12 protein-coding genes are annotated in these 11,918 nt (G+C 55.5%); 7 read left to right on the top strand and 5 right to left on the bottom strand.

Annotated features, from left to right (window positions below):
- Positions 1–81 precede the first annotated feature (81 nt).
- Both fabV and FY046_RS00055 read left to right on the top strand, forming a co-directional pair.
- Positions 82–1,281 carry an enoyl-ACP reductase FabV gene (gene fabV / locus FY046_RS00060; protein WP_446185575.1) on the top strand — a complete coding sequence of 400 codons (1,200 nt, stop codon included), beginning with the start codon at positions 82–84 and terminating at the stop codon, positions 1,279–1,281.
- A 184-nt stretch (positions 1,282–1,465) separates the two neighbouring features.
- A complete protein-coding gene (locus tag FY046_RS00055; protein ID WP_446185574.1) occupies positions 1,466–2,023 on the top strand; it encodes a hypothetical protein in 558 nt (185 codons plus the stop codon).
- A 112-nt stretch (positions 2,024–2,135) separates the two neighbouring features.
- Here FY046_RS00055 and FY046_RS00050 read toward each other — a convergent pair whose 3' ends face one another.
- Positions 2,136–2,642, bottom strand: coding sequence for a phenolic acid decarboxylase (locus tag FY046_RS00050; protein ID WP_446185573.1), 507 nt, complete (start codon positions 2,640–2,642; stop codon positions 2,136–2,138).
- Between the two features lie 104 nt (positions 2,643–2,746).
- Here FY046_RS00050 and FY046_RS00045 point away from each other — a divergent pair, with 104 nt between their 5' ends.
- Positions 2,747–3,631, top strand: a complete 885-nt coding sequence (locus tag FY046_RS00045; protein ID WP_133842154.1) for a LysR family transcriptional regulator — start codon at positions 2,747–2,749, stop codon at positions 3,629–3,631.
- Positions 3,632–3,874: 243 nt separating this feature from the next.
- A complete protein-coding gene (locus FY046_RS00040) occupies positions 3,875–4,252 on the top strand; it encodes a hypothetical protein (RefSeq protein WP_133841988.1) in 378 nt (125 codons plus the stop codon).
- A gap of 16 nt (positions 4,253–4,268) precedes the next feature.
- Here FY046_RS00040 and FY046_RS00035 read toward each other — a convergent pair whose 3' ends face one another.
- Positions 4,269–5,300: a LacI family DNA-binding transcriptional regulator gene (locus tag FY046_RS00035; protein ID WP_133841989.1), complete on the bottom strand. Its 1,032-nt coding sequence runs from the start codon at positions 5,298–5,300 to the stop codon at positions 4,269–4,271.
- 111 nt (positions 5,301–5,411) lie between these two features.
- Between FY046_RS00035 and FY046_RS00030 the strand changes: the two genes are divergently transcribed.
- The gene (locus FY046_RS00030) at positions 5,412–6,416 is read left to right on the top strand and encodes a Gfo/Idh/MocA family oxidoreductase (protein ID WP_446185572.1); all 1,005 of its coding nucleotides are present in this window, start codon (positions 5,412–5,414) and stop codon (positions 6,414–6,416) included.
- A 106-nt stretch (positions 6,417–6,522) separates the two neighbouring features.
- Here the strand turns inward: FY046_RS00030 and FY046_RS00025 are convergent, their stop codons facing one another.
- Both FY046_RS00025 and FY046_RS00020 read right to left on the bottom strand, forming a co-directional pair.
- Positions 6,523–7,551, bottom strand: a complete 1,029-nt coding sequence (locus tag FY046_RS00025; RefSeq protein WP_446185571.1) for a Gfo/Idh/MocA family protein — start codon at positions 7,549–7,551, stop codon at positions 6,523–6,525.
- Between the two features lie 115 nt (positions 7,552–7,666).
- A complete protein-coding gene (locus FY046_RS00020; protein ID WP_133842155.1) occupies positions 7,667–8,584 on the bottom strand; it encodes a bestrophin family protein in 918 nt (305 codons plus the stop codon).
- Positions 8,585–8,811: 227 nt separating this feature from the next.
- Here FY046_RS00020 and FY046_RS00015 point away from each other — a divergent pair, with 227 nt between their 5' ends.
- Positions 8,812–10,149, top strand: a complete 1,338-nt coding sequence (locus FY046_RS00015) for an LLM class flavin-dependent oxidoreductase (protein WP_133841992.1) — start codon at positions 8,812–8,814, stop codon at positions 10,147–10,149.
- Here the strand turns inward: FY046_RS00015 and FY046_RS00010 are convergent.
- Positions 10,146–11,063, bottom strand: a complete 918-nt coding sequence (locus FY046_RS00010; protein WP_244874652.1) for a LysR family transcriptional regulator — start codon at positions 11,061–11,063, stop codon at positions 10,146–10,148. The two genes, FY046_RS00015 and FY046_RS00010, sit on opposite strands and share 4 nt — an antisense overlap.
- A gap of 93 nt (positions 11,064–11,156) precedes the next feature.
- Here FY046_RS00010 and FY046_RS00005 point away from each other — a divergent pair, with 93 nt between their 5' ends.
- Positions 11,157–11,636: a GNAT family N-acetyltransferase gene (locus tag FY046_RS00005; protein WP_133841993.1), complete on the top strand. Its 480-nt coding sequence runs from the start codon at positions 11,157–11,159 to the stop codon at positions 11,634–11,636.
- Positions 11,637–11,918 lie beyond the last annotated feature (282 nt).

The raw sequence follows: 11,918 nt of genomic DNA, 5'->3' as shown, positions 1-11,918 counted from the left end.
CGCTAATTTCATGAAAAAGACGATGAAATATACCCGGCAACGTGAAGTATGACGGGTATAGTTACAATTACTGAGGTCAATATGATTATTAAACCACGCATCCGTGGCTTCATCTGTGTTACTGCCCATCCAGAAGGCTGTAAAGCTAACGTAGAAAAACAGATCGAGTACGTCACCGCTCAGGGCGCGATTGCCTCCGGTCCGAAAAAAGTGCTGGTGATTGGTGCCTCTACCGGTTACGGCCTTGCTGCCCGTATCTCTGCGGCATTTGGTTGCGGCGCTGACACACTGGGTGTGTTCTTCGAGCGTGCAGGCGAAGAGACCAAACCGGCCACCGCTGGCTGGTACAACTCTGCTGCATTTGAAGAGTTCGCGACTGAAAAAGGCCTGTATGCAAAAAGCATCAATGGCGACGCATATTCCGATGCGGTTAAGCAGAAAACCATTGAACTGATCAAAGAAGATCTGGGTCAGATTGATCTGGTGGTTTACAGCCTGGCTGCGCCACGTCGTACCCATCCGAAAACCGGTGAAGTGTTCAACTCAACCCTGAAACCGATCGGTAAACCGCTGACCACGCGTGGCCTGAACACCGATAAAGAAACGCTGACTGACGTGTCGCTGGAGCCTGCTTCCCAGGAAGAGATCGACGGTACCGTCGCGGTAATGGGCGGCGAAGACTGGCAGATGTGGATTGATGCGCTGCTGGAAGCCGGTGTGCTGGCGGATGGCGCGAAGACCACTGCGTTCACCTACCTGGGCGAGAAAATCACCCACGACATCTACTGGAACGGTTCTATCGGCGAAGCGAAAAAGGATCTGGACAAGCGCGTTCTGACCATTCGTGACACCCTGGCCGCTCACGGTAACGGTGACGCACGTGTTTCTGTACTGAAAGCGGTTGTGACCCAGGCAAGCTCTGCGATTCCTGTGATGCCACTGTATCTGTCACTGCTGTTTAAAGTGATGAAAGAGAAGGGCACCCACGAAGGTTGCATCGAGCAGGTGTACGGTCTGTTTAAAGACAGCCTGTACAACACCTCACCGATTCTGGATGACGCTGGCCGTCTGCGCGCTGACTACAAAGAGTTGCAGCCAGAAGTGCAGGACGAAGTCGCCCGTCTGTGGCAGACCGTGACCGACGAAACCCTGAACGAGGTTTCTGACTTCGCTGGCTACAAAACCGAGTTTATGCACCTGTTCGGCTTCGGTCTGGACGGCGTAGATTACGCTGCTGATGTTAATCCCGATGTGAAAATCAAAAATCTGGTACAGATGTAATTTCTGTTACGGATATTATTTAAGGGCGGCCACGGGTCGCCCTTTTTTTATCTTCATCACACTGTCATTTGTCCTGCGATATCAGGGTAAACAGAATAAAAATAAGGATCGAGAGTAATCTGATGGTTGATTGAATAACAATATTAATACAATGAATCTTAATTTGAAGAAGGAAGCTCGAATAATGAAATTATCAAAATCAATGACTCTGGCAGGATCACTGTGTATGGCGATGGCATTAAGCAGTGCAGCAAATATGGCTGTAGCGGCAGAAGCTAAAGCACCCGTGGCTAATGCGGCGGCGGCAGAGAAAGTCTCCTTACTTGGCGGGCACCTGGCATTTAATCTCAAAGGTTATGAGATGCAGCCTGTCCCTGGCGGCGGCCCGGGTAATATGTACGTCAGCAAAGCGGAAAAACGCGTGCTGCTGATCGGTGAAGATGCCATCCCGGTTGTGGCCCGTGGTGCAACCGATGCTGATTTTATTGATGGCATGAAATCCATCAAAGACAAACAGAAGCAGGCTTCGCCGGACTATACGGTGATCAGTGAGAAGACGGAGAAGGTGAAAGGCCTTGAGGTTTATCACATTGAAGCAACCGACAAAATGGACAGCAAGGATGTCCAGCAGGCCACGCTGTTATCGGCCGCTGATAATAAATTTACCGTCATTCAGGTGATCTCCGGTTCTAAAGACAAAGTGGGCCACGCTGCTGCGGTGAATAACATTCTCGCGAAGTAACCACTATCGCGTCATGAACCCTGTCGGGGCGACCTTTTTTCCGGTCGCCCCGTGTTGTTTATGTGCGTTAAGGTCAGGCCGGTACTGATGGCTGACCGGAAAAAAGATCCCCCTACAGTCCTAAAGGAAAATCTGCTGGCAATTCACTGGCCGGACAGTTAATCACCGTTTCGTTATTCTCCCCGCAGTCACGAATAAACGTCAGCGTAGCAAACTCATCAATCACTTCTGTTGGGTAAGCCGGGCCTGCATCACTATAGCGCTCCATCTGCGCAATATGATCGTTCTGGAAACAGACGGTATGCTCAGGGTTATTGATCACCCAGCGTGGGAAGAAAATGGTGCCGTGGAAAATCTTATCTGCCAGATTTACGATCAGGCTGACATCGGTTCCGGTTGGCTCAGTCCAGGAAATTTTGTATACCTCTGCGGCCACGCGAACAATATATGCCTGCTGATCTTTCACCCAGCGATTGGCAACAATCCCACTGTGGATACGATAATCCAGCGTTGTGCCATTTTTCACGTAGATTTCATAATTCCAGCCGTTGTCGTAGGTATACACCAGATGTTTACCGACAAATTCACTCAGATCATGCTGATTAAAACGCGCCATCATTGTTCTCCTCAATTAGGTATGCCACTACTGTAACGCTGGATTTTTTCGATGAATAACGCTAATTTTGCGTCAAATTAATGGAAAAATTCGATGAGTTAGCCATTTTGAGCAAAACCAGTCTTGAGCAATGGGCGTTATTAGAGGAAGTGGTGGCGTGCGGCAGCTTTGCGCGCGCTGGCATGCGGGTGAACCGCAGCCAGTCGGCGATCAGCTATCAGCTGGGGCTGATGCAGGAGCGACTGGGGATCACACTGCTCACACCGGTAGGTCGGCGGGCAGAGTTAACGCCGGAAGGACAGATTCTGCTGGCACAGGCGCGACCACTCCTCAGCGCATTCCAGCAGCTGGAGAACCGTGCTGCCTCGTTAAAAGCGGGCAGTCGGGCGCGCATAGACCTGATCGTGGACAGTATTTTCCCACGCGGGCCCTTGTTTAATGTGCTGCGTCAGTTCCAGCAACAGTATCCGGCCACGCAGGTGCACCTGACTGAAGTGTTACGCGGTGAAAGCGCACAGCAACGTGCGCAGCGCCAGGCCGATATTCTGATCCTGACGCGAGAAAGCTGTGGTCAGCGTCAGGCCGAAGGTCTGCTGAATATTGATTTCGTTGCCGTCGCCCAGCGCGATCATCCTCTGTTAGCCCTCCCGGCTCCTCTTACGCGTTCCGTGCTGGCCGGCTATCCGCTGATTGAAATCCTTGACCGCCAGCAGCAGCAGGATGGCCAGCCTGCGGCGGCAGAAAACTGGACATTCACCAGCATTGAGGCGGCGCTGGAAGCGGTGTTGCATCAGGTGGGTTACGGCTGGCTGCCGGAAGTGCAAATCACACCGTGGCTGGAGAGCGGTGAACTGCAACGCCTGCCACTCACCAGCGGGCAACGGCGCACCAGTTCACTTTGTATGATGACCGACGATAGCGTGCAGACGGGTGAGGGGGAGATTGCCACGTTGCTGACGCTATTCCGTGCGCTGAGTCAGGGCACGGGCTGACCGGGTACGCCAGTTACGCGGGCGGGGGACTGCCAGGCTGACAGGCTGCCGGTTTGGCGGTATCGGGACTTGCCTGTCGGTGCCACTGGCGTTAGCGTCAGGTTAAAATATCGCCAAGGTATTAAAAATAAAATTTTATGTGTGCTAAACAGCTAAGTGGTAATCACGCGATATAATTTGCTACTATTCCCTGAGAACGTAACTATATCCTGCCAAAAGCAGGACCCTAACTCGGGTGATATAATGACGAAATTTGCACCGGTATTGATTGCCGCATTGCTGGCAACGGGTTGTGCCATGCCTCCTGAACGTGCTCCATCTCATAATCCACCACCGCCACCTGTCGTGTCTGAGCAGAAGTCTCTGTCCAGCTTTGACGCACGCGTCGAACAGTGCCGCAAAGAATTGCAGGTGATGCAGGCTTATAACGTCACGGTATTCGAGCAATACAACCAACGTTTCCTGCGAGCGAATGGTCAACTGGAAAAATATCGTGAAATCCAGGACAAGGTGGGCAGTGAAATTGATGAAATCGCCACACCTAAATATCAGTACAACGTGCGCCGTGTGTGTGAAGAAATTCGCAGTACGCTGATGCAGTTGATCATCAAAGAAGTGTGATTCCCGTCAGGGCCGGTTATTCCGGCCCTGGTGACATATTCTCCCGCGTATAAAGCATAAACTCGACTTTCCCGTCCTGATATTCATCAGGCCTCTTTTGCCATTCCAGTTTTTCCAGCATCAGTGTCAGCGCGCGCTGTGCATGTTCCCGGGTATTTTGATCCAGCGTCAGTACCACCGCCTCTTCCGCCAGCAATTGACGCGTGGTGGGGTAGAGTTCGTGGGTGATAAATACCGATTTTTTCAGCAGACGATGGCGCGCCAGGACGTCAGCGATCTCCCTGTTGCCCAGCCCGGTGTTATAGATGCCGTGCAACTTACGGTTCTGATAGATCTGCTCCTCCAGCAGGCGGCCGACCTGCTGACGCTCGTCGAGCGCCGCCAGCACTTTGTGGACGCGCAGATGCGGAAATTTGCTGGCGATCACTTCGCTAAAACCTTCCACCCGCTGGCGGTGTGCCAGATAGTCAAAACGCCCGCTGATAATGATGATATCGCCAGGCGAATTCAGCATATTGCCCATCAGTAACCCGGCGGTGCGCCCGGCCTGGCGCTGGTTAATGCCCACATGACACAAACGCGGCGCGCCGGGCAGATCGGTGACCAGGGTAATCACCGGAACTTGCTGCTGTTGGCACTGTTCCAGCGCGGCAAAAATGGCCGGATGCTCATGGGCAAAAATGATGATGCCATCGCGCTGTGCGGCAGCCTTGAGGATCTGCGCCGCCAATTTTTCGGGTTCTGCTTCGGCAATCAGCGTGCGGTGCAGTGTGATGTGGCCGTAACCGAGGTGCCCGGCGAGCTGGCTGAAATCCTGAGAAAGCTGGTGGAAAAAAAAGGCATCGCTACTGCTGAGGAGCAGCTCAATTTTCCACGGCTGGCGATGTTCGTCCGGTAGCAGGCGCTTCAGCCCCGCGTCCTTTGCTGCCTGCAATACCCGTCGGGTGGTGGCAGGGGAAACGCCTCCGCGTTCGTTCATGACTCTGTCAACGGTGGCGACGCCCACGCCAGCTTGTTTGGCCACCGCTTCCAGCGTGATCTTCTTCACTTTTTACTCCGCATGATGGCTTTCCATCAAAATGTCGTTTCAGCAAGTATATTCGCGAACGCTATCCTGGCAACGAAACGTTAACATTCAACCGATACAGGCGTCGCAACAATGGCACAGAAAAGACAGTTTGCCCTGCTGGGCACAGGATTCATTGGTCAGGTCCATGCAAAAAACCTGGCGGCACATCCGGATAGTGAGCTGGTAATGGTGGCGGATCAGGACAGCGCTCGTGCGGATGAGATTGCCACCCGCTACGGCGCCCGGGTGGGCAGCGTGCTGGACGCTATCAACAGCGATGCGATAGATAGCGTGCTGATCGCCACTTCCACGCCGTCTCATGCCGAGTTTCTGACGGCCGCCGTGGCCGCAGGCAAGGCGGTGTACTGCGAAAAGCCGATTGATCTGTCGCTGGATAAAGCACGCAGAGTCGTGGATGAAGTGTCACGTTATCAGGCTGCCGTCACCGTCGGATTTAACCGGCGCTTTGATCCCAGCCACAATCAGTTGAAACAGCATTTTCAGCAGGGATTGTTGGGCAAAGCCGAACTGATTCAGATGGTGTGCCGCGCGTCTGAATTGCCCCCGCTAAGCTATCTGCAAACCTCGGGCGGGCAGATGCGCGACCAGGCGATCCATTTCTTCGATCTGCTGCGCTGGCTCACCGGGGATGAAGTCGACACCATTGGTGCGCTGGGTTCGGCGTTGGCGATGCCGGAGATCACTCAGTTTGGCGATGTGGATACCTCGGTGCTGATCATGAAGATGCACAGCGGGGCACTGGCACAGCTCGATAACACACGTCGTACTGGTTACGGCTACGAGGAGCGGATTACGCTGTTGGGGGCGAAAGGGATGTCAGAGTCCGGTGCGCAAAGCCCTGCGGGCGCCACGTTATATACCACTGAGGGCATTACCCGTCCTGCGCTGTATGCCGACTGGTTTAACCGGGTGAAAGAGACGTATTACCTGCATCTGGATGCGTTTGTGCGTTCGCTGAACGGTGAGTCAGTGTCTGTGCCGGGGTTACAGGATGGTTTGCAGGCGCAGGCAATTGCTGAGGCTGCGGTGAAATCGCTGGAGACGGGGCGTTTTTGTCAGGTTCAGAGGTTGTAACCGATCGCTTTATCGTCGGGGACGACCCTTTTTTCGGTCGTCCCATGCCGAAGCAGGCACCTGACAGGCCGACCGAAACAAAAGGTCGGCCACGTCGGGTTAACGGCTACTCCTCATTGAACACCTGGCCAATCTGTCGCCGCACTTCATCCATCGCACTTAACGTTGCCAGCGAGGCCGACAACGGACGTACCGGCGACTCGGTTTTCCCCTGACCGACACACCAGGCAAAATGTACCGCCTCGTGGAACAGCTGGTCATAACGGTTGCGCGGTTCGTCGAAATGCAGCACGTTGCCACCCTGGCTGGCCGTCAGTGTAAATGGCCCCGGCGCATAGAATGATCCGGCAATATTCAGTGACGCATCGCTTCCGGCAATCACTGCGCCTCCCGGTGTGTTGCTGAACAGGGTGGTATTCAGCACGGAATGCATGCCGTTGTGATGCGTCAGCAGCATCGATGCCTGGCCGTTAACCCCGCCAGGGACCTGCTGCCCGGCGGCATAAATCGAGGCAGGCGCACCGGCGACCTTGATGCTGAAGCCAATCAGGTAGCTGCCAAGATCCAGCATCGGGCCACCGGCGAGGTCGGCATTAAAAATACGGTGATCGGATGTGAAAAACTCGCCGTGGTCGGCCAGCAGCGTATGCAGGTCCCCCAACACGCCATCTTCCAGCAACTGGCTGATCACATCGTATTTTGGCAGGAAATCACACCACATTGCCTCCATACACAGCAATCCTTTCGCCTGCGCCAGCTCGGCCAGCGCCTGGCCTTGTTGCGCGTTGAGTGCCAGCGGTTTCTCAATGAGTACATGCTTGCCGGCCTGCAATGCCTGCAGCCCGTCCGGGTAGTGATGATTATGCGGCGTGGCGATATACACCGCATCGATATCCGGCTGTGCCAGCAGTTCAGCAGCGCTACCAAAGGCCTGTGGGATACCCATTTTATCGGCAAATGCAGCGGCGCGTTCCTGTGATCGTGACGCGATCGCCACCAGCCGTTGCGAGGTGCCTTCTTTTAGCGCTTTGGCAAAACGTTCAGCAATCCAGCCAGGTCCGATAATGCCCCAGCGCAGGACAGGGACAGCCTTGGGGTCAAGGATACGCGGTTGAGGTAACTGTGACGGAAACATGGAGGCTCCTGATTATTATAGAGAGTAGGGCCACCGCCGGGTCATGCCCGGCGGCGATCCTTTCACTATAAATAGCCAGAATGGCAGGGGAAAACGCTTTGATGATGGAAAGCCATCAAATGAGATTGAAACGCGCGTCCGGCTGATGGGCGGCGGGCAGCGGCGTCAAATCGTTCATTTCGCTGAGGATGCGTTCAATGGTGTTACAGATAGCATCCAGCGGCAGATCGTTAGCCGCCGTGCCGAACGGATCTTCCAGCTCTTCAGCCAGCGATTCCAGCGACAGAAAGGTGTAAGAGATAAACACCGACACCAGCGGTGTCATGTAGTGCAGGTCTGCCACCAGCGCGAACGGCAGCAGGGTACAGAACAGATATACGGTACGGTGCACAATCAGGCTGTAGGCAAAAGGAATCGGTGTGGTACTGATGCGTTCGCAGCCGCTAAGAATATGCGCCAGTTCATTGAGGTTGCCGTCCATACCGTTATACAGCAGGTCGGAAATCGCCCCTTCTTCCCGTCTATCCGCCAGCCAGCGTCCCATACAGAGCAGCAGACGGTTGGCGCGAAACGGGCTGGCCAGCACCTCATCCTGCACACTTTTCGGTGCCAGACGGCGGATATCGTCACTGGCATCGGTGCCGCGTAGCTGATGTTTCAGGCTCCAGCTAAAGGCCATAAGCAAGCCGCCAAACTCGCGTACCGCTGCCGGGTCGCGGCGCAAAGCCCCCTTCGCCTGGCGCAGCAACGAACGCTGCGCCACCAGCAGCCCGCCCCACAGGGTGCGCGCTTCAACAAAACGGCCATAGCTGGCGCTGTTGCGAAACCCGAGGAAGATAGCAATCGCCACGCCCAGCAGGCTGAAAGGTGCTGTCGTCAGACGAATGCCCAGCGTTTCATACCACTGAAAGCAGATCACCGCGAAGATGGCCATCATCAGATTCAGGCTGAGGCGGAACAGAATTTTTGATAACACCGCACCGTGCCAGGAGAAAAGGCGCGGGAACCAGTGTTGATGGGGGCGAACGATCATAGCGAAGGTATCCGAATAAGGTGCAGGCAAACAACATTTGTATAACCAAAGTGCAGCATCATACGCCTCTGGCCGGGTCAGGAAAATGGGAACCTCTTTCCACACGCGCGACCCACCGTCACGGGGTTTGCCACAAAGCGGCATTACAAAGCCGATATTGGTATTTAATTCCATCGGGGTTTTATGAAAATCTGAGGTCATATTCCATCGAACAGGGAGCAGCACACATGAGCCAGAAAACCCCACAACGGATTAAACTCGGCCTGATGTTACAGGGCGCAGGCGGCTTTATGAATGCCTGGCGGCACCGCAGCGTTCCCGCCGACGCCAGTGTTAACGTCAACTGGTATCACCAGTTAGCACATCAGGCGGAAGAGGCCGGTCTGGATTTTCTGTTCGTTGCCGACGGTCTGCACATTAACGAAAAATCACTGCCGCACTTTCTGAACCGCTTTGAGCCGGTTGCACTGCTGTCGTCACTGGCGGCGGTGACCCGGCGTATCGGGCTGGCGGGAACCATCTCGACCTCTTACAGCGATCCCTTTACCGTGGCACGGCAGCTGGCATCACTCGATCTGTTAAGTAACGGTCGTGCGGGCTGGAATGTGGTGACCTCACCGCTGGCGGGATCGGCGCGTAACTTTGGTAAAGATCACCCTGAACACGGGCAGCGTTATCAGATTGCCCGTGAGTATATCGAGGTGGTGCAGGGCTTGTGGGACTCCTGGGAAGAGGGCGCGTTTATTCGTGACCAGCAGAGCGGCGAGTTCTTTGACGCGCAGAAACTGCATAAACTCAATCATCAGGGCGAACACTTCTCGGTAGAAGGTCCGCTGAATATTCAGCGCTCCTCGCAGGGCCAGCCGGTGATCTTCCAGGCGGGCGCTTCAGAATCAGGTATTCGTCTGGCGGCGGCCTCGGCGGATGCCGTGTTTACCAATGCGCGTTCGCTGGAAGAGGCGCAAACCTATGCGGCCCAGTTGAATCAACAGGTGAAGCAGCAGGGACGCGAACCGGTGGGGATCTTCCCCGGCATCAGCCCGATTGTCGGTGCCACAGCGCAGGAAGCGGAAGAGAAATACCGCTATCTGCTGTCGTTGTTATCACTGGAGCAGGCGCTGAACTACCTTGGCCGCTTCTTCGACCATCACGACTTCAGCCAGTACGATCCTGACGGCCCGTTCCCTGAGCTGGGTAACCTGGGGGAGAACAGTTTCCGCTCCACCACCGATCAGATCAAACGCCTGGCGGTAGAAGAAAAGCTGACGCTGCGCGAAGTGGCTTTCCGTACCACACTGCCAAAAGGCGAGTTCTTCGGCACTCCGGAACAGGTGGCCGATACCTTTATTCGCTGGGTGGAACAGGGCGGTGCCAGCGGCTTTATTATCTGTGGCCCGGTGCTGAATGAAGCGCTGGAGGATGTGGTGCGCTATGTGCTGCCGATCCTCGAAGCGCGGGGTTACTGGCATCAGGATGACAGCAGTACGCTGCGTGAGCGCCTGGATATTCCGGCGCGGCCGAACCGTTACAGCCAGGCCCGCGAGCATCTGCGCGAGGCGGGTTAAGCCATTTTCAGTTCACGCAGACGCGCCAGCAGCCAGTGGCAGGCCTCGCGCTGGCTGTTTTTCTGCCAGCTGTAGACCTTCACCCTGAACGGAGGGATGCGGAACGGCAGGGGGTGGATCACATAGTCCGCGCTGGCATTCAGCGTCTGCGCGGCGTGGCGCGGTAGCGTCAGCAGCAGCGGGCTTTGGGCAATAATAAACGGCGCGCCCAGCATTGAGGGCATCCTGAGCGCCACCTCGCGCTTCAGACCGATGGCGGCCAGTTCACTATCGATATACCCGGATTCCTCATTCCACGGGGTGATCACCAGATGACGTGCAGCGATATACTGCTGCTGAGTCAGCGGCGGGTCAGCGGGAAAAAACGCCGGATTGGCTATGGTGACATACTCATCCTCCAGCCAGTCCAGCTCATCAATTTCCGGCCATTTTCGGTCGTGATTCTCACTGAATCCCAGCGCAAAATCCACGCGGCCCGACATCAGCTCATGCAGGGCCACTTTCTGCTGGCTGTGAACCAGTTGAAAACGCAGCCCCGGAGCCACGTGCTGTAAGTGACCGATCAGCCGCGGGAACAGGCTGAAGGCGGTAAAATCGGTCACGGCAAAGGTAAAGCTGTGCTGACTGCTGGCCGGGTCAAAGCGCGGGCGTTTCTGTACGCCCTGATTCAGCAGGTGCAGGCTGTCGTGTACCGTCACGGCCAGGTCGCTGGCGAACAGGGTAGGCTGCATCTGATGGCCGACGCGGTAGAACAGCTCATCGTCGCAGTAGCGGCGCAGGCGGCCCAGCGCATGGCTTATTGCCGAGTTGCTGAGTGCCAGTTCGCTGGCAGCACGCGTCACCGATTGATGGCGGTACACCGCATCAAACACCAGCAGCAGATTCAGGTCGAGGGAACGAAGATTAAGATGCATGGTATTCACTATTCGCTGAGGATAATGCACTTCATTCAGCAGAGATTAGCGGTTATGCTGGCGACCATCAACTGTCTGCTCCAGGGAATGATTATGAATACCGTTATCCGCCGCGCCGAACGCCAGGACGCCAAACTGATCCTCGCGATGATCGCCGAACTGGCTGAATATGAGAAAGCGCTGCACGAAGTGGTCGCCAGTCAGCAGGATATTGAAACGTCACTGTTTGCTGATGATTCCACCAGTGAAGCGCTGATTTGTGAAGTGGATGGTGTTGCAGCGGGCTACGCGGTGTTCTTTACCAGCTACTCTACGTGGCTGGGGAAAAACGGTATTTACCTGGAGGATCTGTATGTCAGCCCGCGTTTTCGCGGTCAGAAAGCCGGTAAAACGCTGCTGCGCTATATTGCACAACTTGCGGTGGCGCGCGGCTGCGGCCGCCTGGAATGGAGCGTGCTGGACTGGAATCAGCCTGCCATCGACTTTTATAAAAGCATTGGGGCTGCGCCGCAGGATGAGTGGGTGCGTTACCGGATGGAAGGGCAGGTATTGACGGATTTTGCTGAATCCTGAGTTTTTTGCGCTCTGCGCTTTACGCTTAACGCTTTGCGTTAAGGTCAAGTTCCAGGTCAAGGGCGTTTCGCTTTCCCGCTGTCGCGGGCTGAGCGACAAGGGGCGGCCAGTCGCCGCCGCCCCTTGACCCCGGGCTTGCGGCAGGCGCCGCGCCCGTTTCACGGGTGCCTTCGTCAGTTCCGTTCACCGACGGACCGCTCGTGACGGCACTTCCCTGTGCCGGCCCGAGCTTTCACCGCCGTCCTAGCGGTTCATCCTGGTTCACATCACTTCCTCAGCGCA

It is taken from the genome of Erwinia sp. 1181_3 (genome assembly GCF_052824965.1).
The sequence above is the reverse complement of the archived record's forward strand: the minus strand, read 5'-3'. Positions and strand labels throughout refer to the sequence as shown.

What these genes read in the sequence shown, in the direction of transcription:
- FY046_RS00015 (WP_133841992.1), top strand. Translation starts at nt 8,812, where the DNA reads ATGAGCCAGAAAACCCCACAACGGATTAAACTCGGCCTGATGTTACAG.
- FY046_RS00005 (WP_133841993.1), top strand. Translation starts at nt 11,157, where the DNA reads ATGAATACCGTTATCCGCCGCGCCGAACGCCAGGACGCCAAACTGATC.
- FY046_RS00050 (WP_446185573.1), bottom strand. Translation starts at nt 2,642, where the DNA reads ATGATGGCGCGTTTTAATCAGCATGATCTGAGTGAATTTGTCGGTAAA.
- FY046_RS00040 (WP_133841988.1), top strand. Translation starts at nt 3,875, where the DNA reads ATGACGAAATTTGCACCGGTATTGATTGCCGCATTGCTGGCAACGGGT.
- FY046_RS00010 (WP_244874652.1), bottom strand. Translation starts at nt 11,063, where the DNA reads ATGCATCTTAATCTTCGTTCCCTCGACCTGAATCTGCTGCTGGTGTTT.
- FY046_RS00055 (WP_446185574.1), top strand. Translation starts at nt 1,466, where the DNA reads ATGAAATTATCAAAATCAATGACTCTGGCAGGATCACTGTGTATGGCG.
- fabV (WP_446185575.1), top strand. Translation starts at nt 82, where the DNA reads ATGATTATTAAACCACGCATCCGTGGCTTCATCTGTGTTACTGCCCAT.
- FY046_RS00030 (WP_446185572.1), top strand. Translation starts at nt 5,412, where the DNA reads ATGGCACAGAAAAGACAGTTTGCCCTGCTGGGCACAGGATTCATTGGT.
- FY046_RS00025 (WP_446185571.1), bottom strand. Translation starts at nt 7,551, where the DNA reads ATGTTTCCGTCACAGTTACCTCAACCGCGTATCCTTGACCCCAAGGCT.
- FY046_RS00020 (WP_133842155.1), bottom strand. Translation starts at nt 8,584, where the DNA reads ATGATCGTTCGCCCCCATCAACACTGGTTCCCGCGCCTTTTCTCCTGG.